The following is a 23,987-nucleotide window of genomic DNA, read 5'->3' as shown; positions in this document are numbered from 1 at the left end:
GACCCGCCCCGCGCACGACTTTCCTCCCGTACCCGGGCACACCCACGCCCGCGTACTCGACAGTGACGGAAAACCCCAGTGATCACGACTTCAGGCCTGACCAAGGTCTACCGCTCACGCGGCCGTGAGGTCACCGCCCTGGACGGCGTCGACCTGCATGTCCGCGAAGGCGAGGTGTACGGCGTCATCGGCCAGTCCGGCGCCGGCAAGTCCTCCCTCATCCGCTGCGTCAACCTGCTGGAACGCCCCACCTCCGGTACGGTCACCGTCGCCGGTCAGGACCTCACCGCCCTCGCGGGACGAGGTCCCCGGGCCGGCAAGGAGCTGCGGCGGGCGCGCAGCCGTATCGGCATGGTCTTCCAGCACTTCAACCTGCTCTCCTCGCGCACCGTCCAGGACAACGTCGAACTGCCGCTGGAGATCCTCGGCAAGTCAGGGAAGGAACGGTCCCGCAAGGCGCTGGAACTACTGGACCTCGTCGGCCTCGCCGACAAGGCGAGCGCCTACCCCGCCCAGCTCTCCGGCGGCCAGAAGCAGCGCGTCGGCATCGCCCGCGCCCTGGCTGGCGAGCCCAAGGTGCTGCTGTCCGACGAGGCCACGAGCGCCCTGGATCCGGAGACCACCCGCTCCATCCTCCAACTGCTGCGCGACCTCAACCGGCAGCTCGGCCTCACCGTCCTGCTCATCACCCACGAGATGGACGTCGTGAAGTCGGTCTGCGACTCGGCCGCGCTGATGGAGAACGGCCGCATCGTCGAGTCCGGCACGGTCGGCGAACTGCTCGCCACCCCCGGCTCCGAGCTCGCCTCCGCGCTCTTCCCGGTCGGCGGCGACGCCACCGGCGAGGACCGCACGGTCGTCGACGTCACCTTCCAGGGCGAGGCCGCAACGCAGCCCGTGATCTCCCAGCTCTCGCGCACCTACAACATCGACATATCGATCCTCGGCGCGGCCATCGACACCGTCGGCGGCCTCCAGGTCGGCCGGATGCGCATCGAACTGCCCGGCCGCTACGAGGACAACGTCGTGCCGATCGGTTTCCTGCGCGAAAAGGGCCTGCAGATCGACGTCGTGGACGCGCCCCAGCTGGTCAAGGAAGGTGCCGAGTGACCTGGTCCGAGATGCAGCCGCTGCTGTCCCAGGCGTGTTGGGACACCCTCTACATGGTCGGCTGGTCCACCCTCATCGCCGTCGTCGGCGGACTTCCGCTCGGCATCCTGCTCGTCCTCACCGACCGGGGCGGACTGCTGCAGAACGTCCTCGCCAACAAGGTCATCGGGCAGGTCGTGAACATCGCCCGCTCCATGCCGTTCATCATCCTCATGGTCGCGCTGATGACCTTCACCCGCTGGATCACCGGCACGACCATCGGCCGCGAGGCCGCCATCGTGCCGCTGGCCATCGGCGCCATCCCCTTCTTCGCCCGCCTGGTCGAGACGGCTGTCCGCGAAGTGGACGGCGGGCTCGTCGAGGCCGTGCAGTCGATGGGCGGCAACACCTGGACGATCGTCCGCAAGGTCCTCGTACCGGAGGCCCTGCCCTCGCTGATCGCCAGCACCACCACCACGATCGTCGCCCTCATCGGCTACTCCGCCATGGCCGGCACGGTCGGCGCCGGCGGACTCGGCGACATCGCCATCCGCTACGGCTACCAGCGCTTCGAGACCGAGCTGATGTGGATCACCGTGGCGATCCTCGCCGTGGTCATCTCCGTCATCCAGTTCGCCGGCGACTTCGCGGCCCGCTCGCTGCACTCCCGGGGCGGACGCTCCGGACCCGCCCCGAAGCTGCGGCTGCTCAAGGCCGAGGAGCCGGGCGCGGCCGACGTCGGCAAGGTCGCGTAGGCGCCCTCGGCCCCCCTCCCAGACTCCCCGCACCACCTACCGCGGGGTCGCTGTACCCAAAAGGAAAGGCACTTTTCGTGCGTAACACCGCAAAGCTCAGCACCGCCGTCCTCGCCGCCGGAGCCCTCACCTTCGGGCTCACCGCCTGCGGCTCGGGCTCGGACTCGGCATCGAGCTCCTCCGACTACAGCGGACCGCTGGTCGTCGCCGCGAGCCCCACCCCGCACGCCGAGATCCTGAACTACGTGAAGGACAACCTGGCGAAGAAGGCTGGACTCGACCTGGAGGTCAAGGAGTTCCAGGACTACATCGTCCCGAACACCGCCACCGAGGACGGCTCGGTCGACGCCAACTACTTCCAGAACCAGCCCTACCTCGACGACTTCAACGCCAAGCGCGGCACCCACGTCGTGCCCGTCGTCACGGTGCACCTGGAGCCGCTCGGCCTCTACTCCCACAAGATCAAGAAGGCCGACGCCCTCAAGAGCGGCGCGACGATCGCCGTCCCGAACGACGCGGTGAACGAGGCCCGCGCCCTCAAGCTGCTCGCCGCGAACGGCCTCATCACGCTCAAGGACGGCGCCGGCAACGAGGCGACCCCGCAGGACATCGCCAAGAACCCCAAGAACCTGAAGTTCAAGGAGGTCGAGGCGGCCCAGACCGCGCGCTCCCTGGACGACGTGGACGTCGCCGTCGTCAACGGCAACTACGCCATCTCCGCGGGCATCAAGCCCGCCAAGGACGCGCTCGTCCTGGAGTCCGCGAAGAACAGCCCGTACGGCAACTTCCTCGCGGTGAAGAAGGGCAACGAGAAGGACCCGCGCGTGAAGAAGCTCGCCAAGCTGCTCACCTCGCCCGAGGTGAAGAAGTTCATCGAGGACAAGTACCAGGGCTCGGTCATCCCGTCCTTCTGAGCCGGGGCGTTCTCTGCCGACGGCACGTATACGGCGTATCGGCACGCACGGGGTCCACTCGCTTACTTGCAGTGGACCCCGTGGTGCGGTTCCGGGGGGCCATGCTGCATGCTGGGCAGTTCAGCAGGCCCTGAACATTTTCCATAGGTTACGGAGCGGCGCATGGCGAGCACCTTCCCCAACATCTCCATCAGCACGGAGCGGTTGGTGCTGCGTCCATTCGACGAGGACGACACGTCCGCGCTGGTCGAGATGATGAACGACGAGCAGGTCATCGCCTGGACCTCCGCCCCGCACCCCTACGCCGAGGCCGACGCCCGCCGCTGGGCCACCCAACTCGCCCCGGCCGAACGGACCGAGGGCCGCGGCATCGTCTTCGCGGTGACGGAGTTCCTCACCCAACGCCTCGTCGGCATCGTGCACCTCCAGAACACGGACTGGCGCGTCCGCTCCACCGAGATCGCCTACGTCATCGCTCCCTGGGCCCGTGGCGAGGGCTACGCCTCGGAAGCGGCGCTCGTCACCGCCCAGTGGCTCTTCCAGGATCAGAAGTTCGAGCGCCTGGAGCTGCGCACCGCCGCCGACAACACCGCCTCCCAGCAAGTGGCCCAGAAGATCGGCTGCATCAGCGAGGGCATCCTGCGCAACGCCTGGATAGCCCGTGCCAGGACCGGCGACGGCGAGTGGGCCGACGTACGCACCGACGTCATCGTCTGGAGCCTCCTGCCGGAGGACCTCGCCGGAGTCAGCGAACAACTGGCCGACACCGGTGGTTTCACCTCCTTCACCGACTGGAACTGAACCCTCGGGGCACCGAGAGGTACCCTCACGGAGCCCGACCTGCGTAAATCCCCTGGAGACCGACGACTATGGCCGACCGCGTCACGGTGATCGGGTGGGACGGATCGCCGCTGACCGCCGCCGCACGCTCCGCCCTGGGCGCCGCGACCCTGGTGGCCGGTGCCGCCCACCATCTGGCGCTGCCCGAGGTACCGCCCCACGCCGAGCGCATCCGGCTCGGCAGCGTCGCCCTCGCCGCCCGCCGCGTCGCCCGCCACCGCGGCACCGCCGTCGTCATCGCGGACGGCGACCCCGGCTTCTTCGGCGTCGTACGGACCCTGCGCGCACCCGAGTTCGGCCTCGAGGTCGAGGTCGTCCCCGCCGTCTCCTCCGTCGCCGCCGCGTTCGCCCGCGCCGGCATGCCCTGGGACGACGCACACGTGGTCGTCGCCCACCGCCGCACCCTGCGACGCGCGGTGAACGTGTGCCGCGCCCACACCAAGGTCGCCGTCCTCACCTCACCCGGCGCCGGCCCCGCCGAACTCGGCCTGCTCATGGAGGGCGTGCACCGCACCTTCGTCATCTGCGAGGAACTCGGCACCGAACGCGAACAGGTCACCGTCGTCACCTCCGACAAGGCCGCCGACCACACCTGGCGCGACCCGAACGTCGTCATCGTCGTCGGCGGCACCGCCGGCACCGCGGACGGCGGCGGCTGGATCGCCGGCCGGGACCCCGCCGCGGCCCCCCGCGGCTGGACGCTGCCCGCCGAGGCCTACGGCGGTCTCATGGGCGAGGGCGAACTGGAACCGCTGCGCGCCGCCCAACTCGCCCGGCTCGGCCCGCGCGTCGGCGACCTGGTGTGGGACATCGGCTGCGGCAGCGGTGCGTTCGCCACCGAGGCCGCCCGCGCCGGGGCCGCCGTCATCGCCGTCGACCACGACCCGCGCGCCTGCGAACGGACCGATGCCAACGCGCGGGCCTTCGGACTCCAGCTCCAGGTCGTGCACGGCACCGCCCCCCACGTACTGGAGAACCTCCCCGAGCCCGACGTCGTGCGCGTCGGCGGCGGGGGAGCGGCCGTCGTCTCCGCGGTCGCCGACCGACGGCCACAGCGCATCGTCACCCACGCGGCCACCCGCGACGAGGCCGAACTCATCGGCCGGGACCTCACCGAGCACGGCTACCGGGTCGAGTGCGCCCTGCTGCAGTCCGTCGAACTCGACACCAGGGCCTGGACGGAGACGGAGCGGAGCGTCGCGTTCCTGCTCAGCGGCGCGCTCCCGGAGCGCACCCAGTGATTCCGCCGCCGTCCCAGTGATCCTGTTTTCTTCCCTCCCGGTGATCCGCTCGTCGTACCGCTCGCGGTAGGCTGGCCGACCGTTGTACCGCACCGGGTGGCCCGGCGTTTCGTTCGCCAATGTCCGGAAAACGCGCCCCTTTTGGGGTGGGTGTGGTACGCCGAAACCGGAGGACGCGCAACGTGGCGCAGTCCACAGCGGACCGTCGCGGATCAAGCTGTCGCGACGGCGGGACGACCGGGACAATGCCACTGAATGGCTTTGTCGCCTTTTACGGGCGGGTCGTTCGTGCCGCTGGGCACGCACGCTCGTTCTTCACTGCGGGGGCGGTCGGTGCGCCGTTCCCGGTGGCTGGACCGAGAAGCACTAACCGATGGGCGAGGGGTACGCATGACCGACACCGGCCAGGTCCCGGGCGAGGGATTGCCGGAGAACGCAGGCATGGTGGAACAGCCGGGCGTTCCCGCGCACGGTGCGTACACCTACCTCTCCGAGACCACCGCCGAGGACGAAGACCTGTTGCTGCTGCCGGGCGCGCAGAGCCCCTGGGGCAACGAGGTCGCCCCGCCCGCGCCCGAGCCGGTCGTCGAGACCGTGCACGAGCCGGGCCCGCACGAGACGGCGGGCCGTGACAGCGGCTCGGTCGACCTCGGCGGCGTCCGCCTGCCCGACCCGGCCCCGGCGCCCGCGGCTCCGTCCGTGCCGATCCCGCCGATCACCCCGCGCCGCCCGCTGCACCTCGGCCCGCCCACCCCCGACACGTCCGCCAGCCCGGTCCGCTCCCTCGCCGACCGCGGCCCCGCGGGCGCCCCGGTCCGCCACCCCGGCCCGCCGACGGTCGGCCCCGAATACCTCGACGCACCCCCGCAGGGCGCGGCCCCCTGGGGCGCCCCGCCCCAGCCCGCGGTGGCCGCCGGGACACCGGCTGCGGAAACGGTTGTTCCGTCCCCGAGCCAGCCCGCGGAGCCGCTGGGCGCCGCCCAGGCGGTGATGGCCCGCATCACGACCGAGGCCAGTGCCGTCCAGGGACAGGAGGCCGGGTACGCCGCGCAGGGCGAGTTCGCCCAGGCCATGGCCGGAGCCGAGAACACGCAGGCCGCGGCGGCGCGGCACGGCGAGGAAATCGGCCGGCCAGCGCCTGACGCCGCGAACGCCCATGGCGCCGCGACCCAGCACGGCGAGCCCCCGGCCCAGGCCACGCAGGGCGACGCCGCCGATCACGGTGCCGGGAGCGGCCCGAACGACCAGAGCGGACTGAGCCCGCAGGCCGGCGAACTCGGCCATGGCGCGCAGCCCGAGCAGGGCGATGTGCTTGGTCATGGTGCGGAGCCCGGCGAGGCCGGTGTACTTGGCCATGCCGAGGAGCCCGGGCAGGCCGGTGTGCTCGGTCACGGTGCAGAGCCTGGACTGGGCGATGTGCTGGGCCATGGCGTGGAGCCCGACCAGGACGGTGTGCTGGGCCATAGTGCGGAGCCCGACCAGGACGGTGTGCCGGGCCATGGTGTGGAGCCCGGGCAGAGCGGTGTGCTCGGGCACGGTGCGGAGCTCGGGAACGAGGATGCGCCGGGCCATGGCGCGGAGGCCGGTCAGGTCGTTCAGCCTGGCGATGACGCCGAGTCCGGGCACGGCGCCGCGCTTGGTGATGCCGCCCCGTCGGCGCTGAGCGCCGCGCTCGCCCATGGTGTGCCCTCCGGGCAGGACGGCGAGGTCGCGTTCGGCGGGACCGCCGTGGCATCCGCCGACGGCGACGCTGCCGCGCCCGGCTCGGAGAGTGGTCATCTCGCGGCGGCCACCGGCTCCGCGGACGGCGGGCTCGTGACGGCCGACGTAGTGGAAGCCGGGCACCCGGTCGCGGACGGCTCCGCCGCTGTCGGAGGAGAGGGCTCGGGCGCTGAGCCCACCCCGGAAGTCGTCGCCGAGCACGCCGATACGACCGCTTCGGTCCCGGAGGCGGAGACGGCTCCCCTCGCCGAAGGCGACCTGCACGGCGGGCCGGCCGACGAGGCAGCGCCTGCTGTTCAGACCGTGGCGGCCACGGGAGTTGAGGCCGGCCCGGACGCCGGTCAGCTCCCGGAGGCCGTGCAGGTTCCGCCAACCGAGCCGGCCGAACAAGCCCAGCCCGCCGCGCCCGAAAGCGATCAGGTGAGCGGCGTCGGCGAACCCGAGACCGGCGATGTGTCCGACGCGGTCGAGGCCATCCAGGCGCCGCAGGTCATGGCGCCGGACGCCGGCCAGGCCGCGCACTACGCCGACCTCGCCCCCGCCCAGTCAGCCGACACGGCCGTACCGGCGCAGGGCCCCGACACCGCCGTAACCCCCGAAGCTCCGGAGAGCACCCCCTTCCCGGCGGCTCCGCACACGTCTCACCCGGCGGACGGTTCTCCGGCGCCGGCCGAGGACGCGGCGTCCACGGATGTCTCCGCGCAGCCCCAGCACGCGGACAGACAGCCCGCCGCGGGCGGAGAGCCGATCACGCCCACCGACCTCCAGGTCGTAGCGGCCGCCAGCCCGATCCCGGACCCGGCGGCCGCCCTTCAGGACCCCGTAACGAACGCCCCGGAGCACCACGCTTCCATCTCGGCGGACCCGGCGGACGCGCCCCAGCCCGTAGCCGTCACAGACGCCGCGGACTCCGCCGTAACGGCCGCCGAGGAGCAGCCCGGCCCCACGGCGGAGCCCCTCGCGGCCGCCCCCGCCCAGCAGCTCCCGGCCGATGCCGTTCCCACCCCACCCTCCGGGGTCCCGGTGGAGCCCCAAACCGGCCAGTCCCTCGGGCAGTTCGTCCCTGTGGAGGGCTCGGTCCCGACCACGCCCCACCTCGCGCCGACCCCGCCCCACGCGCTCACCCTCCCCCCGGAGGACGCGCCGGAGGCGGCCGCGCCGGTCCCCGCCCCGCGCGAGGCCGATCCCGAACTCGTACAGCACGCGGACGACCTGGACACCCGGGCCGCCGACCAGGAAGAGAGCACGGCCCCAGTGGAAGAAGTCCGCCAGTCCACCGGCCCGGCCGCGCCCGCCTACGACGACGCCGAGCGCGAGGCCGTGCTGAAGGTGATGCGCGAGCGCCGCGACATCCGCAACGGCTTCCGTGGCGACCCCATCCCGCACGAGGTGCTGCTCCGTGTCCTGGAGGCCGCGCACACGGCCCCGTCCGTCGGCCACTCCCAGCCCTGGGACTTCGTCGTCATCCGCTCCGCCGACACCCGGCGCAGCATGCACGAACTGGCCATGCGCCAGCGGGACGCGTACGCGAAGTCGCTCCCCAAGGGGCGGGCGAAGCAGTTCAAGGAACTGAAGATCGAGGCCATCCTCGACACCCCGGTGAACATCGTCGTCACCGCCGACCCGACCCGCGGCGGCCGGCACACCCTCGGCCGGCACACCCAGCCGCAGATGGCGCCGTACTCCGCCGCCCTCGCCGTCGAGAACCTCTGGCTCGCCGCCCGCGCCGAAGGCCTCGGCGTCGGCTGGGTCAGCTTCTTCGACGAGCGCGAGATGGTCCGCGCGCTGGGACTGCCCGAGCACCTGGAGGTCATCGCCTACCTGTGCGTCGGGTACGTCGACGAGTTCCCGGACGAGCCCGAGCTGATGCAGGCCGGCTGGTCCAAGCGCCGTCCGCTGTCCTGGGTCGTGCACGAGGAGACGTACGGCCGCCGTGCCCTGCCCGGTGAGGAGCCGCACGACCTGCTCTCCGAGACCGTCGCCCAGATCCGCCCGCTGGACGCCAAGGCGCTCGGCGAGGCCTGGGAGCGGCAGAAGCGGATGACCAAGCCGGCCGGCGCGCTCGGCATGCTGGAGATCATCTCCGCCCAGCTGTCCGGGCTGTCCCGCCAGTGCCCCCCGCCGATCCCGGAGCCCGCGGCCGTCGCGATCTTCGCCGGCGACCACGGTGTGCACGCCCAGGGCGTCACCCCCTGGCCGCAGGAGGTCACCGCCCAGATGGTGGCCAACTTCCTCGGCGGCGGAGCGGTCTGCAACGCCTTCGCGGGTCAGGTCGGCGCCGAGGTGTGCGTCGTGGACGTCGGTGTCGCCGCCGACCTTCCCGCGACCCCCGGGCTGCTGCCCCGCAAGGTCCGCGCCGGCACGTCCGACATGACCACCGGCCCCGCCATGACCCGCGAGGAGGCCAGGCAGGCCATCGAGGTCGGCATCGAGACGGCCCGTGACCTGGTGGCGGCCGGCAACAAGGCGCTGCTGACCGGCGAGATGGGGATCGCGAACACCACCGCGTCCGCCGCGCTCATCTCGGTGTTCACGGACACCGACCCCGCCGAGGTCACCGGCCGCGGCACCGGCATCAACGACGAGACGCTGGCCCGCAAGACCGAGGTCGTGCGGCGCGCCATCGAACTCCACCAGCCGGACCCGGCCGACCCCATCGGCGTGCTCGCCGCGATCGGCGGCTTCGAACACGCGGCTATGGTGGGCCTGTTGCTCGGCGGCGCCTCCCTGCGCACGCCGGTCATCCTGGACGGCGTCAGCGCCGGCGCCGCCGCCCTGGTGGCCCGCGCCATCGCCCCCGAAGTCCTCGCGGCCTGCATCGCCGGTCACCGCAGTGCCGAGCCCGGCCATGTGGCGGCCCTCAACAAGCTGGGCCTGCGCCCCCTGGTCGACCTCGACCTCCGGCTCGGCGAGGGCACGGGCGCCCTGCTGGCCCTGCCGCTGGTGCAGAGCACGGCCCGGGCCATGCACGAGGTGGCGACCTTCGACTCCGCGGGCGTCACCGAGAAGTAGCTCCCGTACCGGGGTGGGGTACGCGCTCCTGCGCGCGTCCCACCCCGGCCGTACGCTGAACCCCATCACCGAAATCCGCACGTCAGGGCTGCTCCAGCGCCGTAGCGCCCATCGCATTGCCAGCAGGACGAGGAGCCGCACCTCATGGCCGAACACCCCGCCTACCCCGTAGGTCTCCGCCTCTTGGGCCGCAAAGTGGTCGTGCTCGGCGGCGGCCAGGTCGCCCAGCGCCGCCTGCCGGCCCTGATCGCGGCCGGCGCGGACGTCCTGCTCGTCTCCCCGGAGGCGACCCCCTCCGTCGAGGCGATGGCGGACGCGGGTGAGATCACCTGGGCGAGGCGCCCCTACGAGGAGGGCGACCTCGCGGACGCCTGGTACGCCCTCATCGCCACCGGGGACCGCGAGGCGAACACCCGGGCCTCCGCCGAGGCCGAACGCCACCGGGTGTGGTGCGTGCGCTCCGACGACGCCGAGGCCGCGACGGCCTGGACGCCGGCCACCGGTCACAGCGAGGGCGTCACCGTCGCCGTCCTGACCACGGACACGCACAGCCCCGATCCGCGCCGCACCGCCGCCATCCGCGACGCGGTCGTGGAGGGGCTGCGCGACGGCACCCTCGTCGCCCCGCACCACCGCGGCCGCACACCCGGCGTCGCCCTCGTCGGCGGCGGCCCCGGCGACCCGGACCTCATCACCGTCCGCGGCCGCCGGCTGCTGGCCGAGGCCGACGTCGTCATCGCCGACCACCTCGGCCCGCGCGATCTGCTCGCCGAACTGCCGCCGCACGTCGAGGTGATCGACGCGGCGAAGCTGCCCTACGGCCGCTTCATGGCCCAGGAGGCCATCAACAACGCCCTGATCGAGCACGCCAAGCAGGGCCGGTCGGTCGTCCGGCTCAAGGGCGGCGACCCCTTCGTCTTCGGCCGTGGCATGGAGGAGATCCAGGCGCTCGCCGAGGCCGGCATCCCCTGCACGGTCGTCCCCGGCATCTCCAGCTCCATCTCGGTGCCGGGCGCGGCCGGCATCTCGGTCACCCACCGCGGGCTCGCGCAGGCGTTCACCGTGGTCAGCGGGCATGTCGCCCCCGACGACGAGCGGTCCCTGATCGACTGGCCGGCCCTGGCGAAGGTGTCCGGCACCCTGGTGGTCCTCATGGGCGTCGACAAGATCGGGAAGATCGCCGAGACCCTGGTCGCGCACGGCAAGGACCCGGCGACCCCGGTCGCCCTGGTCCAGGAGGGCACCACGGCCGCCCAGCGCCGGGTGGACGCGACCCTCGCGACGGTCGCGGAGGCGGTCCGTACGCACGAGGTGAAGGCGCCGTCGGTCATCGTCATCGGCGAGGTCGTGGGAGTGGGCCCGCGAGCGGTCGAGTAACCCCGGGTAACACAACCCGTTCCGAGCCGTTGGCACCACACCCAGGACAAGGCAGTATCACCCTGTGGCCGATCTCATCACCGTCGAGAATCCCGACGACCCCCGCCTGCGCGACTACACGGGCCTGACCGACGTGGAACTGCGCCGCAAACGAGAACCGGCCGAGGGCCTGTTCATCGCCGAGGGCGAGAAGGTCATCAGACGCGCCAAGGACGCCGGGTACGAGATGCGCTCGATGCTGCTGTCCGCCAAGTGGGTCGACGTGATGCGGGACGTCATCGACGAGCTCCCGGCGCCGGTGTACGCGGTCAGCCCCGAGCTCGCCGAGCAGGTCACCGGCTACCACGTGCACCGCGGCGCGCTCGCCTCCATGCAGCGCAAGCCCCTGCCCACGGCCGCCGAACTCCTGCAGACCACCCGCCGGGTCGTCGTCATGGAGTCGGTCAACGACCACACCAACATCGGTGCCATCTTCCGCTCGGCCGCGGCCCTCGGCATGGACGCGGTCCTGCTGTCCCCGGACTGCGCCGACCCCCTCTACCGCCGCAGCGTCAAGGTCTCCATGGGCGCCGTCTTCTCCGTGCCCTACGCCCGCCTCGACACCTGGCCCAAGGGCCTGGAGTCGGTCCGCGAGGCCGGTTTCACCCTCCTCGCCCTCACCCCGGACGAGAAGGCGAGGTCCCTCGACGAGGCCGCCCCGCACAAGATGGACCGCGTCGCCCTGATGCTGGGCGCCGAGGGGGACGGCCTGTCCACCCAGGCCCTGGTCGCCGCCGACGAATGGGTCCGCATCCCGATGTCCCACGGCGTCGACTCCCTGAACGTGGGCGCGGCGGCCGCGGTCGCCTTCTACGCGGTGGCCACCGGCCGCCCCCAGGGCTGATGGCGCAGCGCGAGGCGATCGTCGCGGTCCTGCGCCGCGGCGACCGCGTCCTGGCGATATGCCGTGCCGCGTCGGTCGCCCGCCCCGGCTACTGGCAGCCGTTGAGCGGCAAGGTCGAACCGGGGGAGACCCAGCGGGAGGCCGTCGTCCGGGAGATCCGGGAAGAGGTCGGCCTCACCGTCGTACCCCTCGCCAAGGTCTGGGAGTCCGACACCGACGACGGCGTGTTCCGCCTCCACTGGTGGACGGCGGACGCACCCACCGGCGAGGTGGTCCCCGACCCGGCCGAGGTCGCCGACTTCCGCTGGGTCACCCCGGAGGAGTTCCTGACCCTGACCCCCGTCTTCGAGGGCGACCTGGAGTTCTTCGAGCGCATCCTGCCGGGTCTGTGACGCCTGGCTCTGCCGTCGCCAACGTGCCCGGACGGCGCACCTATGGGCGCCCCGGCTCCCCGGCCTGACGCTGCTGCTCCTGTACGACACCCCGGCCGCCGCCGCCCAGGCCGTGCGCCGGCCCCTGGCAGCCCTGCGCCGCGGCGATGCCGAGCGCGACCAGCAGCGTCACGACGACGAAGACGAACAGCCGCTGCCGCAGCAGCCGCGGATTGGCCGGGCGCCGGCCCGTCCCCGTGGTCCTGGGCGCCGGACGCCCCGTACCACTGCGCGGTGCGGTCCGGCTCCCGCTGCCGGAGCGGGTGCCGCCCCGCGAGGCCGGTGTGGGCCGCGCGCCGGAGCGCGGAGAGCCGGACCGCGGGGAAGGCGCCACACCGTTCCGTGCCGCACCACCCGGGCCGGAGGCCCCGGAGTCCCGCGATCCGCTGCCCGGACCCGCTGGACCGGTCCCCCGTGAGGGAACCCCACCGCCCCGCACCTGAGCCGAACCGCGGGACGAGGACGAGGTACCCCTCGGCGGTGGCGTCCCCTGCGGGCGTCGCTGCTGGTCGGGATAGGTGTCGGCGAGCCGCCCGGTGGGCCGGTCCGCCTCCGCGGCATGCGGCGAGGGCGGCCGTACGTCACCGAGCCCCTGCGCCTCTCGCGCGGCGATCTCCTTCAGACGCAGCGACAACTGCAGCGTGCTGGGCCGCTCCTCCGGGTCCTTCGCCAGACAGGCCCGCACCAGCGGAGCCAGAGCGTCCGGTACGCCGTGCAGTTGCGGCTCCTCGTGCACCACCCGGTACAGCATCACCTCGGAACTGCCGTGTCCGAAGGGCGAGTCGGCCATGGCGGCGTACGCCAGGGTCGCGCCCAGGGAGAAGACGTCCGTGGCCGGCGTGACCGTGGCCCCGCGCACCTGCTCGGGCGCGAGGAAGCCCGGCGAGCCGACGGCCGTGCCGACATGGGTGAGCGTCGACGCCCCGGTCGCCCAGGCGATGCCGAAGTCGATGATCCGCGGCCCCTTGGGGGACAGCAGGATGTTGGACGGCTTGAGATCCCGGTGCACCACGCCGGCCTCGTGCACCGCGACCAGCCCCTCCGACAGGGCGGCCCCGATGGCGGCGACCTCGGCCGCGCTCAGCGAACCCTCGTCGGCGACCTTGTCGTGCAACGAGGGCCCGGGCACGTACTGGGTGGCGAACCAGGGCCGGTCGGCCTCCAGATCGGCGGCGACCAGCCGGGCCGTGCACCCGCCCCGGATCCGCCGCGCGGCCGAGACCTCACGCGCGAACCGCGAGCGGAACTCCTGATCCTCCGCCAGGTCCGGCCGGATGACCTTCAGTGCGACCCGCTGCCCCTTCTTGTCGGAGCCCAGGTACACAACGCCCATCCCACCCGCGCCCAGCCGTCTGTGAAGCCTGAACGAGCCGACGACGCGCGGGTCCTCGCGCCTCAGGCGCATCATCGCCATGTTCATCCCCGCTGCCCGGTCCGTGTGACGTGGCACAGCTTACGTTTCCACGGCCGCCCGCGCGCAGAGGCCGCGCCCTCTCGTCCCGATCGATTGTCAGTGCCGGGTGGGAGACTTGAAGGGTGGTCAGGGGGCCCGGAACCAACCGCACTTCACACCCGCCGGTCTCCCAACCATCCATCACAGAAGGGGGATTGAACCCGTGAAGGGTGATCGCGTGGAGATAGTGGTGGACGCGGGGGACACGACCCGCACCTACGAGGTGGTGGCGAGCAGAGCGGGCCGCAGGGTGGAGACGGCGGTACGGCGCGGTGTCGTGGAAGTGAGCGAAGTCACCCGCAACGGCTCCGTGGTCCGTACGGCCCGCTTCATGGCCAACCGGGTCCTGGCGCTGGTGGAGCAGCCGGTACCCAGGGAGGACAGCTCGGAAAAGCCGGTACACAGCGGGCGTCCCCTCGGGGAAGACCCTGAGACCTAGGTCCCCGTCTCCACCCAGGGGAGTACTCACCACCGCACGGCTCATCCTCCGGGAGGCCCGGCAATCGGTACGAGGGCATGACGTGCGAAGAGCGCCGGAAGCCTAGATTTGAGGTCAAGCGGCGGGTGCAGCACTCGTCCCCCGAGGTCAGACACCCGCCGCTGCCAACGACAACTGAGACGGTCAGGAGAGGGACCATGGCTCTGACGGCACCGCGGACACAGTTCCGCAGGCTGGAGCGCACGACGCTCCGCCCGCGTCGCACGGGCCGGCGCCACCCCTTGGTGGCGACGATCATGGTCCTCCCCCTGGCGGCCCTGCTCTTCTTCCTCTTCGACGGCTGGGAGACAGTGGCCACACAGGCGTCGTCCGTGGGTGTGATGCTGGGGCGCTGAGCGGCGACCCCAGGCCCGGAAGAGCGGTCCGGGCGGGGACATCCACCCATGAAACCCCGTGGGGACGGGGGTGCGGCGGACGGCAAAAATGCCGGCGCAGCTGGGGAGCTGCGCCGGCATTGCTTTTCCCGTCTCGGAGTGCCGGTTCGTGCGTCTTCAGCCCGCCCGGCGTTTGAGGCCGAGGCCGAAGGGCCGACCGGGGGTCCGGCGGGAAGCCCCGACGGGGTCGGGGGGCGGAGCCCCCGATGGGGTCCGGGAGCGGAGCGCGCTGGGGTCCGGGGAAGCCCTGTTGGGGCCAGGGGTGCAGTCCCGCTGGGGCCAGGGGCGCCAGCCCGGCGGGCTTCAGGGGGTGCAGCCCCGATGGGGTGCAGGGGGTGCAGCCCTGGTGGGGTTCAGGGGCACAGGCCCGGTGGGATTCAGGGGGCGCAGGCCCGGCGGGGGTGCAGGGGGTGCAGCCCCGGCGGGGGTCCAGGGGGGCGGAGCCCGTTGGGGCCCGGGGGGAGCCCGTTGAGGTCCAGGGGGCGGAGCCCCCTGAGAGCGGGGTCGAAGGGGCGGCAGCCCCTGGAGGATGGGACGGGTAGGGGCGGCGGGAGCGAGAAGACCCAACCCCAGCCACGGCACCACCCCGCCCCCACCCGCCGTACGCTTCCGCCAGCAACCCACCCCGCCCCAGGGAGCCACACCCCGTGACCACCCCCCTGCTCCCCGACCTCACCACCCAACTCAAGGCCAGGGTCCACACCCCCACCTGCCCCTGCCCCACCACCACCCTCGCCGACCGCCCCGACACCACGGTCGTCCGCCACGCGAACACCGTCGCCAAGGCCCACGCCCCCAACACCCCCCACACCACCCTCACCCCCCGCCTCAAAACCGCCGCCCACCTCCCCGGCCTCTTCCTCCCTCCCCTCACCCCCACCCCCACCGCGCTGCACAACCGCCTGGTCACCTTCTGGCCCTACGGCACCCCCGTGGACCCGGACGACCCGGACGCCGCCCCCTGGGAAGCCGCCGCCACCCTCCTCGCCCATCTCCACCGCACCCCACCCCCCACCCCCGTCCCACCCATGCGCGGCCCCGCCAAGGCGGCCCACGCCATCGCCCGCCTCCTCAGCGCCACCGCCACCGCGACCGCCACCGCACCCCACCCCGCCGCTCGCCCGATCCTCCGCGCCTGGCACACCCTCCCCGCCTGGGCCCGCGCCGAGGCCCCCATGCCGGACACCACCACCCTCTGCCACGGCGACCTCCACCTCGGCCAGCTCGTCCGCCACCCCGCCCCCGACGGCCCCTGGCGCCTCATCGACGTCGACGACCTCGGCACCGGTGTCCCCGCCTGGGACCTCGCCCGCCCGGCGGCCTGGTACGCCTGCGGTCTCCTCCCCCCGGACGAGTGGACCCGCTTCCTCGACACCTACCGTGCGGAAGGCGGCACGGCCGTCCCCGCCTCGGGCGACCCCTGGCCCGCCCTGGACACCCCGGCCCGCGCCCTCACCGTCCAGACCGCCGCCCGGGCCGTCACCAAGGCGATCACGGAGGACCGCCGCCTGGACGAGATCGAGATGTCGGTGATCGACGCATGTGCCCGAATGGGTTCCGTCCCGCCGCAGTTGCCCCCCGATTCCGCGAAGTAAGGTGCAACCGAGCGCGCCAGGACGGAGTCTGTCCTGGGGAAACGCGAAGCAGGACCGACGGGCGAGGAGTTGAGCCGACCATGCAGTGTCCGAAGTGCCATGCGCCGATGCACACGTACAACCGCAACGGCGTCCAGATCGAGCAGTGCAGCGGCTGCCGGGGGATCTTTCTCGACTACGGCGAGCTGGAGGCGCTGACCCGCCTGGAGTCGCAGTGGTCCCAGCCCGCGCCGCCGCCCCCGCCCGCCCCGCAGGCCTACCCGGCCCCGCCCGCGCCCGCCTGGGGCGCCCCGCACGGCGGCCACGGAGGCGGTCACTACGGAGGCCACCACGGCGGTCACCACCGCCACAAGAGCTTCGGCCACATGCTGTTCTCCAGCTGAGAGCCGACCTGCTCTCCAGCCGACAGCCGCAGCCAGCAGCCACCAGTCGACAGCCACAGCACGAAGAAGCCCCCGGCCGCAGGGCCGGGGGCTTCGGTGTGTGGACGATACTGGGATTGAACCAGTGACCTCTTCCGTGTCAGGGAAGCGCTCTCCCGCTGAGCTAATCGTCCTCGGGACATGATCGAGAGCCGAGCCGAAGCCGAGGCCGAAGATCACGGGTACTGCGTGCGCGATACTGGGATTGAACCAGTGACCTCTTCCGTGTCAGGGAAGCGCTCTCCCGCTGAGCTAATCGCGCGGGTCGAAGCCGTGAGGCTCCAGTGGACGATACTGGGATTGAACCAGTGACCTCTTCCGTGTCAGGGAAGCGCTCTCCCGCTGAGCTAATCGTCCTTGGAGGTGGAGACGGGATTTGAACCCGTGTAGACGGCTTTGCAGGCCGTTGCCTCGCCTCTCGGCCACTCCACCAGGAGTGCGGGGGTCCGGGAAGATCCCCTTGATCCTTCGAGCGGACGACGAGGCTCGAACTCGCGACCTCAACCTTGGCAAGGTTGCGCTCTACCAACTGAGCTACGTCCGCTTGTCGTTTCGTTCCGCTCCCGCGGCCCGGCGACGTGTTGAACTCTAGCGGATTCCCGGGCCAGTACAAAAACGCGTTTGCGCAGCGTGCTGCGCTGCGCCTGCTCACGGGCGTGGCCTGGGCATCCGCGGGGACATGCCGAGGTCACCTTTCGGACACCCACCCTAGACTCGACGGCGTGCTCGACCTACCTCCCCTCGCCCGCTTCGGCACCCGCGTCGCCACCGGCCTCCTCGACGTCACCAGCGACCCCGCGGCCCTCGACTCCACCGGTTTCTGGGCCGTCGTCGCGGACTTCGAGGGCCGTCTGACCTGCGCCCGCTTCCGGGACGTACGACAGGAGCCGGTGCCCGCGCCGCTGCCGGGGCAGTGGCGGGGACCCGGGCCCGGTGACTGGACGTCCTCCCTCGACCGCGCCGCGTACACGGCCGGTGTGCGCCGGATCCGGGAGCACATCGCGGCCGGCGAGGTCTACCAGGCGAACCTCTGCCGGGTGCTGACCGCGCCCGTCGCACCGGACGCCGACGTGGAGGCGCTCACCGCGCTGCTGGCCCGCGGCAACCCGGCGCCGTACGCGGGAACGATTCGGCTGCCCGGGTACGGCGTCGAGATCGCGACCGCCTCGCCCGAACTGTTCCTGCGCCGCGACGGGCGGATCGTCGAGTCCGGGCCGATCAAGGGCACCGGGCGCACCGAGGCGGACCTGCTGGAGAAGGACTACGCCGAGAACGTGATGATCGTGGACCTGGTCCGCAACGACATCGGGCGTGTGTGCGCGACCGGCAGCGTCACCGTTCCCGACCTGTGCGCGGTGGAGAAGCACCCGGGCCTGGTCCACCTCGTCTCCACGGTCCGCGGCGAGCTGCGCGCCGGTGCCGGCTGGCCTGAACTGCTGACGGCGGCCTTCCCGCCCGGCTCCGTCACCGGCGCCCCCAAGTCCAGCGCCCTGCGGATCATCGACGCCCTGGAGACCGCCCCTCGCGGCCCGTACTGCGGAGGCATCGGCTGGGTGGACGCCGACCGGGGGAGAGGGGAGCTGGCCGTCGGGATCCGTACGTTCTGGATCGACCGGGCTTCCGACGGCACGGCCGTGCTGCGATTCGGGACCGGTGCCGGGATCACCTGGGGTTCCGATCCCGACGGGGAATGGCGGGAGACCGAGCTGAAGGCGGCCCGACTGCTGGAGGTAGCGTCGGGCAGAGACCTGGTGAGCGGAGAGGGACTGACGTGAAGATCTGGCTCGACGGCGGGCTGAGGGACATCGAGTCCGCCCGCGTGTCCGTGTTCGACCACGGGCTGACGGTGGGCGACGGCATCTTCGAGACGGTGAAGACGGTGGACGGCAGGCCGTTCGCGCTGACCCGCCATCTCGACCGGCTGACCCGCTCGGCCCGCGGCCTCGGTCTGCCCGACCCCGACCACGACGAGATCCGCCGCGCCTGCGCCGCCGTACTGGAGGCCAACCCGCTGCCCCTCGGCCGGCTGCGCATCACCTACACCGGCGGCCACGGCCCCCTCGGCTCCGACCGCGGCGAGCACGGCCCGACCCTCGTGGTCGCCCTCGGCGAGACCGCCCGCCGCCCGGATTCCACGGCCGTCATCACCGTCCCCTGGACCCGCAACGAACGCGGCGCCCTGGCCGGCCTGAAGACGACCTCGTACGCCGAGAACGTCGTCGCGCTCGCCCGCGCCCACCAACACGGCGCCTCCGAGGCCCTGTTCGCCAACACCGTTGGCCAACTCTGCGAGGGCACCGGGTCGAACGTCTTCGTCGTCCTCGACGGCGAGATCCACACCCCGCCGCTCGCCTCCGGCTGCCTCGCGGGCATCACGCGCGCGTTGACGGTCGAGTGGACCGGGGCCAGGGAGAGCGATCTGCCGCTGGACGTCCTGGAGCGGGCCGACGAGGTCTTCCTCACCTCCAGCCTGCGCGACGTCCAGGCGGTCCACCGCGTCGACGACCGCGAACTCCCGGGCACGGCGGGCCCGGTGACGGCCAAGGCCATGCGGATCTTCGACGAGCGGTCCGGCGCCGACCTGGACCCGTGAGGCCCGGGAAAACGGGCTGACGCGGGCCCGCCGGGCGGGTAGAACACCCCTGATGACCACGACCCTGCGGCCGACCGAGCCGCTTCAGCGCCACGCGGACGGCACACAGTCGCGCCGCTACCAGGTCTGTGTGAACAGTCGTCCCGTGGGCGGGATACGGCTGTCCACGGACCCCGGCTTCGGCCCGACGGTGGCCCGGCTGACCGAGCTGCGCATCGAGGAGCCGGACCGCCGACGCGGACGCGGCACGGTGGCGGTGCTGGCCGCGGAGGAGATCGCCCGGGCCTGGGGCTGCAAGCGCGTCGAGGCACCCGTCCCCGGCGAGGCGGAGGGAGCCCTGCGCCTCGCCACGGCCCTCGGGTACGTCCGCAGGAGCCGGAACATGGTCAAGCGGCTGGGGCCGACCCCGCCGGAACTGCCCACGGGGAGCTCGGCCCGGCCCATGACCGAGGCGGAGTACGGCCCCTGGAGCGAGTACCAGGCCGAGCAGTACGTCCGCAGCATGGTCGAGCGGGGAGTGTCCGCCGAGGAGGCCCGCAAGAAGGCCGTCGAGGGCCACGCCAAGTTCCTGCCCGACGGTCTGGCCAGCGAGAACACCTTGATCAGCGTGTTGGAGCACGAGGGCGTACCGGTCGGGACGCTGTGGGTGGGGCTGTGGCCGGAGATGGCGTACGTGCTCGATGTCGAGGCGGACGCCCGCCGGCGCGGCCGCGGCCACGGACGTGCGCTCATGCTGCTCGCCGAGATCCAGGCGATCGCCGCCGGGAAGTACAGCATCGGCCTGCACGTCTTCGCCGGCAACGCCCCGGCCGAGCGGCTCTATGAGTCGCTCGGCTACGAGACCACCTCCCACAACCTGCAGAAGGACCTGATCTAGGACCCGCTCTCGGCCCACTCCGGCGTTCAGGCCCCGTCGGCCAGCAGCCGGTCCGCGATCCGCTCGATCCGCTCCCGCAGTCCCGCCTGGCTCTTGCCGCCGTCCAGCCGCTCCCCGCCGATGACGTACGTCGGCGTGCCGGTCACGCCGATCGCCTTGCCCTCGGCCTGGTCGGCGTCGACGATCAGGATGTGCCGGCCGTCGATCAGCGCGGTGTCGAACTCCTCGGCGTCAAGGCCGAGTTCACCGGCGACCTCGACCAGGAAGGGTTCCCCCTTACGGTCCAGCTCCTCCAACCGGCCCAGCACCGCCTCGACGTACTCCCAGCCCCGGCCCTGCTCCAGCGCCTCCTCGGCGGCCTGTGCGGCGGCGAAGGCGTGCTTGTGCTTCTCCATCGGGAAGTGCCGCAGCCGCAGCTCCAGCCGGTCGCCGTAACGGGCGCGCAGGGCGCGCAGATCGTCCAGGGCGCTGCGGCAGTCGGGGCACTGGAGTTCGCACCAGACCTCGAGGACGGGCGTGGGCACGGGGGAGGAGTCGCTCATGCGGTCAGTCTCCCAGGTCGGGGCGTGGCCGACCCAATCGAGCCGGACGGTGCCGGTACAACGCGCCGACCCTGATGCCCACCCGGGGGTGGGCATCCGACCGGCACCTGGGGAGGAGGGGACCCGGAGATGTCCCTGATGTCCGCCCGAGGCATGGCCCGGCAGGGGCCGGGCGGTGCAGGATGGAAGGGACGAAGTGCCCCTGCCCGACCGAGCCCTGCCTGGAGGACCGGATGATCGCCGAGACAATCTGCTCCGCCGTGTCCGCGGCCGGCCTCGGCATCGCGGCGGTCACCGCGTACCGTAAGCGCTTCCTCTCGGCCGCCCGGATCGCGGCCTACTCCCTCGTGCCCATCGGCCTGGTGATGACCGGGGTCGTGCAGTGGCTCGCGGACACCGCCTTCAGCGTCACCGCCTGGGCGGGCTTCGGCGTGCTCGGCGTCGCCTGGCTGCTGTTCTCCACGACCCGGGCCGTGGAGCGGCGCCGGGGCGGCACCCGCAAGGAGCGCAAGGAGGCCAAGGCCGCCGCGCGGCGCGACGCCGTCGCCCCGACGGCCTCGGCGCCCTCCCTGGGGCCGGGGACCCAGGCGGCCACCCGGCCCGCGACCGCACCCCGCTCCGGATCCACCGACGACTTCAGCGACATCGAGGCCATCCTGAAGAAGCACGGCATATGACCCTCGCATGACGGCTGAAACGACACAGTGGATCAACGCCGTGCACGGAACCGGTCACTTCCGGAACCGGACATCACGGGATCCGGCGAACTCCTGGTCATTCCGGGCGTGTTGATCGCGCGGAAGCCGCAGTCTGCGCCATCATCGCCCGCGAGATGCTGGACACGACACAAGGCGAAACCGCGCCGCCGAAGGACAAGCCGCGCGGATGCCTCTTCGCCCTTTCCCAGCCACCGCTGATGATCTTCCTTGCGGTGATCGGGTGTCTGCTGCTCATGGCTGCGCTGCACGATCTGCTGCTGCTCTGAGCCGTACCCGTGATCCCCGGCGCCACCCGCCGGGGATCACGACGACAGCACCGCCGGGGATCGTCCGCGCCGCAGACCGCGGCCGACCGGAACCCTGACCACGGAGGGCCGGCAGGGACCGCGCGACGGGAAATCGCCGCAGCGTCCGGGCCCCTCGATCGTGCCCGTCAGCCCGCCGCCTCCTTGCGGCGCGCCCGGTAGGCGGCGACATGCAGACGGTTCCCGCAGGTGCGGCTGTCGCAGTAGCGCCGCGACCGGTTGCGGGAGAGGTCCACGAAGGCGCGCCGGCAGTCGGGGGCCTCGCAGCGCCGCAGCCGCTCCTGCTCGCCGGCCACCACGAAGAAGGCCAGCGCCATCCCGCAGTCGGCCGCGAGGTGATCGGCCAGGGAGGCGCCCGGCGCGAAGTAGTGCACGTGCCAGTCGTAGCCGTCGTGATCGGTGAGGCGGGGCGTGGTGCCCGCGGCCGCGACCAGCTCGTTGATCAGTCCCGCGGCGACCCGGGCGTCGGCGGCCGCGAACACCGACCCGAACCGCCCGCGGATCTTTTTTACCGCCGAGAGATCGAACTCCGACAGCACGCCGACATCGCTGACCTCGTGGTTCTGCACGAAGTCCTCGAGCGCCGCCACGTCGGGCAGCCCGTCCGGCGTCGTGTCGTCCTCCGGCGCGGTGTTCACCAGATCGACCACGGTGTCGAGGGCGCACCGGGTGTCGTGGGTGATCAGCACGTTTCGCTCCCTGGCCTGGGGGTCGGGCACACGCCCGCCGATGCTGGCCGATGGTAATGGTTTCCGGGAGACGGAGAGCGGCCCCGGCGCCCCGCGGTCCGGCTTCCGTGGCCGCCCCGCGCGCACGTCGGCGCCGTCCCACCGTGGGACGGCGCCGACGCGTGCCGTATGCGGTTGTCCTGGCCCGAGCCGTCTCCCCGAGTCGACGGCGCCGGGCGGCTTGGTGCGGCCTCGGCCTAGCTCTCCGCCAGGATGTGGGAGAGCTCCTGGTCGAGGTCGAAATGCCGGTGTTCCGTGCCGGGCGGCACGGCGGCGTCCGTCCGCTTCAGGAAGGACTCCAGAGCCCGCGCCGGGGCTTCCAGCAGCGCTTCGCCCTCCGGTGAGCTCAGGGCGATGCAGACGACCCCCTGACCGTGACTGCGCGACGGCCAGACTCGGACGTCGCCGGTGCCGGTGGGCCGGTGCAGACCCTCCGCGAGGAGGTCGCGGGCGAACACCCACTCGACGGTCTCCTCGGCTCCGGTGTGGAAGGTGGCGTGCACGGCGTAGGGATCGGCCGTGTCGTACCGCAGGCCTGCGGGGACAGGCAGGGAGGACTCGCTCGACACAACGAGGCGCAGGTGCAGCTCGCAGCTGACCGTGGTGTTCATAAGCGCCAGGGCCTTTCGCTCAGTGTGCGCTCGGGGATTCGCACGTCGGCGAAATCGACATGCCACCTACGGTGCCGTTGTAAACCCCTCTGAGTGTTTTGCGTGGCTTTACGTAACTCTTCCGGCCGAGACCTCCTTCGTACGGTACGGCCATTCCGGTGACTGGTTTCCGGTCAGTAAAGTAAGGTAAAGTTTGGCCGTATGAATACGGGGAGTGACCAGTCGGGCGAGGTCGCCGTGGCATCGGACGGGACACAAGCGGACGAGCCGAAGCCGGACGGCGAGCAGGGCCTCGGCTCCAGGGCGCCGGGCTTCATCAAGCGCAGCCGCGCCCTGCATCTGAGCTGGCAGGTCGGCGTCTTCGTCGTCGGCCTCGCGATCGTCGGGGCCGGCATCGTGATGCTGCCGCTGCCCGGGCCCGGCTGGGTAGTGATCTTCGCCGGCATGGCCGTCTGGGCGACCGAGTTCGTCTGGGCCCAGCTGGTGCTGCGCTGGACGAAGCGGAAGGTCACGGAGGCGGCCCAGAAGGCCCTCGACCCGAAGGTGCGGCGCCGCAACATCAGACTCACCGTGATCGGCCTCGTGATCGTCGGTGTCGTGGTCGGCGTGTACCTGTGGAAGTTCGGAATGGCCATGCCCTGGAAGATCAAGGATCAGTGAGCTGTGCCGGGGGTGCGGGTGCACCCCCTGACATGGGGTAATGTTCTTCCTGCGCCCGGGCGATTAGCTCAGTGGGAGAGCGCTTCGTTCACACCGAAGAGGTCACTGGTTCGAACCCAGTATCGCCCACCCGGAGACGGCGGCCCATCTGCTTCAGTGCAGGTGGGCCGTTGTCGTGTCCGGAGGTCAACTCCCCGATCCGCCGGACGAGTTCCGGCCGTACCGCCTTCGCGCACCACCGGCTGTGTGCCGTTCGGTCTGTCGATCGCGCCTCCCTCACCTGCGACGTTGCCGCGATCCTCCGCGCCTGCCGCCGTCCCGTCGCTCCGGGGCGTTCGGCGGCCC

The 23,987-nt window shown here is 72.2% G+C and carries 23 protein-coding genes and 6 tRNA genes; 20 read left to right on the top strand and 9 right to left on the bottom strand.

From position 1 onward, the window contains the following. Nucleotides 1–78: 78 nt before the first annotated feature. From ACWCQ1_RS21085 to ACWCQ1_RS21045, 9 genes are all read left to right on the top strand, one after another. Nucleotides 79–1,110 carry an ATP-binding cassette domain-containing protein gene (locus tag ACWCQ1_RS21085; protein ID WP_133044933.1) on the top strand — a complete coding sequence of 344 codons (1,032 nt, stop codon included), beginning with the start codon at nt 79–81 and terminating at the stop codon, nt 1,108–1,110. Continuing rightward, the gene (locus ACWCQ1_RS21080) at nt 1,107–1,844 is read left to right on the top strand and encodes a methionine ABC transporter permease (RefSeq protein ID WP_133044932.1); all 738 of its coding nucleotides are present in this window, start codon (nt 1,107–1,109) and stop codon (nt 1,842–1,844) included. Before ACWCQ1_RS21085 ends, ACWCQ1_RS21080 begins: the two co-directional genes overlap by 4 nt. Nucleotides 1,845–1,921: 77 nt before the next feature. Continuing rightward, the gene (locus ACWCQ1_RS21075) at nt 1,922–2,758 is read left to right on the top strand and encodes a MetQ/NlpA family ABC transporter substrate-binding protein (RefSeq protein ID WP_451027091.1); all 837 of its coding nucleotides are present in this window, start codon (nt 1,922–1,924) and stop codon (nt 2,756–2,758) included. Nucleotides 2,759–2,920: 162 nt separating this feature from the next. Beyond that, the gene (locus ACWCQ1_RS21070) at nt 2,921–3,559 is read left to right on the top strand and encodes a GNAT family N-acetyltransferase (protein WP_451027090.1); all 639 of its coding nucleotides are present in this window, start codon (nt 2,921–2,923) and stop codon (nt 3,557–3,559) included. 68 nt (nt 3,560–3,627) lie between these two features. Next, on the top strand, nt 3,628–4,839 hold the full coding sequence (gene cbiE, locus ACWCQ1_RS21065; protein ID WP_133044929.1) for a precorrin-6y C5,15-methyltransferase (decarboxylating) subunit CbiE: 1,212 nt from the start codon (nt 3,628–3,630) through the stop codon (nt 4,837–4,839). Between the two features lie 390 nt (nt 4,840–5,229). Further along, a complete protein-coding gene (gene cobT / locus ACWCQ1_RS21060) occupies nt 5,230–9,573 on the top strand; it encodes a nicotinate-nucleotide--dimethylbenzimidazole phosphoribosyltransferase (protein ID WP_451027089.1) in 4,344 nt (1,447 codons plus the stop codon). A gap of 144 nt (nt 9,574–9,717) precedes the next feature. After that, complete coding sequence (cobA, locus tag ACWCQ1_RS21055) at nt 9,718–10,950, top strand: uroporphyrinogen-III C-methyltransferase (protein ID WP_133044927.1); 1,233 nt, start codon at nt 9,718–9,720, stop codon at nt 10,948–10,950. Between the two features lie 64 nt (nt 10,951–11,014). Beyond that, nucleotides 11,015–11,833, top strand: a complete 819-nt coding sequence (locus ACWCQ1_RS21050; protein ID WP_133044926.1) for a TrmH family RNA methyltransferase — start codon at nt 11,015–11,017, stop codon at nt 11,831–11,833. Beyond that, nucleotides 11,833–12,225, top strand: a complete 393-nt coding sequence (locus tag ACWCQ1_RS21045; RefSeq protein ID WP_451027088.1) for an NUDIX domain-containing protein — start codon at nt 11,833–11,835, stop codon at nt 12,223–12,225. The genes ACWCQ1_RS21050 and ACWCQ1_RS21045 overlap by 1 nt, the downstream gene beginning before the upstream one ends. 40 nt (nt 12,226–12,265) lie before the next feature. Here ACWCQ1_RS21045 and ACWCQ1_RS21040 read toward each other — a convergent pair whose 3' ends face one another. Continuing rightward, nucleotides 12,266–13,684 (bottom strand): protein kinase domain-containing protein, encoded by a 1,419-nt coding sequence (locus ACWCQ1_RS21040; RefSeq protein ID WP_451027144.1) that lies wholly within the window; start codon nt 13,682–13,684, stop codon nt 12,266–12,268. A 196-nt stretch (nt 13,685–13,880) separates the two neighbouring features. Here ACWCQ1_RS21040 and ACWCQ1_RS21035 point away from each other — a divergent pair, with 196 nt between their 5' ends. From ACWCQ1_RS21035 to ACWCQ1_RS21020, 4 genes are all read left to right on the top strand, one after another. Further along, the gene (locus ACWCQ1_RS21035) at nt 13,881–14,156 is read left to right on the top strand and encodes a hypothetical protein (RefSeq protein ID WP_133044924.1); all 276 of its coding nucleotides are present in this window, start codon (nt 13,881–13,883) and stop codon (nt 14,154–14,156) included. A gap of 197 nt (nt 14,157–14,353) precedes the next feature. Further along, on the top strand, nt 14,354–14,551 hold the full coding sequence (locus ACWCQ1_RS21030; protein ID WP_358603066.1) for a hypothetical protein: 198 nt from the start codon (nt 14,354–14,356) through the stop codon (nt 14,549–14,551). Between the two features lie 686 nt (nt 14,552–15,237). Continuing rightward, nucleotides 15,238–16,185: a phosphotransferase family protein gene (locus ACWCQ1_RS21025; protein WP_451027087.1), complete on the top strand. Its 948-nt coding sequence runs from the start codon at nt 15,238–15,240 to the stop codon at nt 16,183–16,185. Nucleotides 16,186–16,265: 80 nt separating this feature from the next. After that, nucleotides 16,266–16,568, top strand: coding sequence for a TFIIB-type zinc ribbon-containing protein (locus ACWCQ1_RS21020; protein WP_133044921.1), 303 nt, complete (start codon nt 16,266–16,268; stop codon nt 16,566–16,568). 101 nt (nt 16,569–16,669) lie between these two features. On the opposite strand, the gene ACWCQ1_RS21015 is transcribed toward ACWCQ1_RS21020, so the two are convergent. The 5 genes from ACWCQ1_RS21015 to ACWCQ1_RS20995 all read right to left on the bottom strand — a co-directional run bounded on the left by ACWCQ1_RS21015 (nt 16,670) and on the right by ACWCQ1_RS20995 (nt 17,151). Next, nucleotides 16,670–16,741, bottom strand: a tRNA-Val gene (locus ACWCQ1_RS21015). A gap of 56 nt (nt 16,742–16,797) precedes the next feature. Beyond that, nucleotides 16,798–16,869 (bottom strand) — tRNA-Val (locus ACWCQ1_RS21010). A 23-nt stretch (nt 16,870–16,892) separates the two neighbouring features. Further along, a tRNA-Val gene (locus tag ACWCQ1_RS21005) sits at nt 16,893–16,964 on the bottom strand. Between the two features lies 1 nt (nt 16,965). Continuing rightward, nucleotides 16,966–17,039 (bottom strand) — tRNA-Cys (locus ACWCQ1_RS21000). Nucleotides 17,040–17,078: 39 nt separating this feature from the next. Then, nucleotides 17,079–17,151 (bottom strand) — tRNA-Gly (locus tag ACWCQ1_RS20995). A 178-nt stretch (nt 17,152–17,329) separates the two neighbouring features. On the opposite strand from ACWCQ1_RS20995, the gene ACWCQ1_RS20990 reads away from it, so the two are divergent. Genes ACWCQ1_RS20990 through ACWCQ1_RS20980 form a run of 3 tightly spaced genes read left to right on the top strand, consistent with a single transcriptional unit; the run spans nt 17,330 to nt 20,077 of the window. Next, nucleotides 17,330–18,382, top strand: coding sequence for a chorismate-binding protein (locus ACWCQ1_RS20990; protein WP_451027086.1), 1,053 nt, complete (start codon nt 17,330–17,332; stop codon nt 18,380–18,382). Next, entirely contained in the window at nt 18,379–19,200 is an 822-nt protein-coding gene (locus ACWCQ1_RS20985) for an aminotransferase class IV (protein WP_133044919.1), read from the top strand. Before ACWCQ1_RS20990 ends, ACWCQ1_RS20985 begins: the two co-directional genes overlap by 4 nt. Nucleotides 19,201–19,252: 52 nt before the next feature. Further along, on the top strand, nt 19,253–20,077 hold the full coding sequence (locus tag ACWCQ1_RS20980; protein ID WP_451027085.1) for a GNAT family N-acetyltransferase: 825 nt from the start codon (nt 19,253–19,255) through the stop codon (nt 20,075–20,077). 26 nt (nt 20,078–20,103) lie between these two features. On the opposite strand, the gene ACWCQ1_RS20975 is transcribed toward ACWCQ1_RS20980, so the two are convergent. Further along, nucleotides 20,104–20,619 carry a DsbA family protein gene (locus ACWCQ1_RS20975; protein ID WP_133044917.1) on the bottom strand — a complete coding sequence of 172 codons (516 nt, stop codon included), beginning with the start codon at nt 20,617–20,619 and terminating at the stop codon, nt 20,104–20,106. 233 nt (nt 20,620–20,852) lie between these two features. Here ACWCQ1_RS20975 and ACWCQ1_RS20970 point away from each other — a divergent pair, with 233 nt between their 5' ends. Then, entirely contained in the window at nt 20,853–21,296 is a 444-nt protein-coding gene (locus ACWCQ1_RS20970; protein WP_133044916.1) for a hypothetical protein, read from the top strand. Between the two features lie 155 nt (nt 21,297–21,451). Beyond that, nucleotides 21,452–21,604: a hypothetical protein gene (locus ACWCQ1_RS20965; protein WP_165954887.1), complete on the top strand. Its 153-nt coding sequence runs from the start codon at nt 21,452–21,454 to the stop codon at nt 21,602–21,604. A gap of 167 nt (nt 21,605–21,771) precedes the next feature. On the opposite strand, the gene ACWCQ1_RS20960 is transcribed toward ACWCQ1_RS20965, so the two are convergent. Together ACWCQ1_RS20960 and ACWCQ1_RS20955 are read right to left on the bottom strand one after the other, a co-directional pair. Next, nucleotides 21,772–22,332 (bottom strand): CGNR zinc finger domain-containing protein, encoded by a 561-nt coding sequence (locus tag ACWCQ1_RS20960; RefSeq protein ID WP_133044915.1) that lies wholly within the window; start codon nt 22,330–22,332, stop codon nt 21,772–21,774. Nucleotides 22,333–22,568: 236 nt separating this feature from the next. Then, nucleotides 22,569–22,982, bottom strand: coding sequence for an SsgA family sporulation/cell division regulator (locus ACWCQ1_RS20955; protein ID WP_004002642.1), 414 nt, complete (start codon nt 22,980–22,982; stop codon nt 22,569–22,571). Between the two features lie 201 nt (nt 22,983–23,183). On the opposite strand from ACWCQ1_RS20955, the gene ACWCQ1_RS20950 reads away from it, so the two are divergent. Both ACWCQ1_RS20950 and ACWCQ1_RS20945 read left to right on the top strand, forming a co-directional pair. Then, a complete protein-coding gene (locus ACWCQ1_RS20950; protein WP_451027084.1) occupies nt 23,184–23,642 on the top strand; it encodes a TIGR02611 family protein in 459 nt (152 codons plus the stop codon). Between the two features lie 57 nt (nt 23,643–23,699). Then, a tRNA-Val gene (locus tag ACWCQ1_RS20945) sits at nt 23,700–23,771 on the top strand. Nucleotides 23,772–23,987 lie beyond the last annotated feature (216 nt).

Source organism: Streptomyces sp. NPDC002144, assembly GCF_053593695.1.
This window is presented reverse-complemented; position numbering and strand designations above follow the sequence as displayed.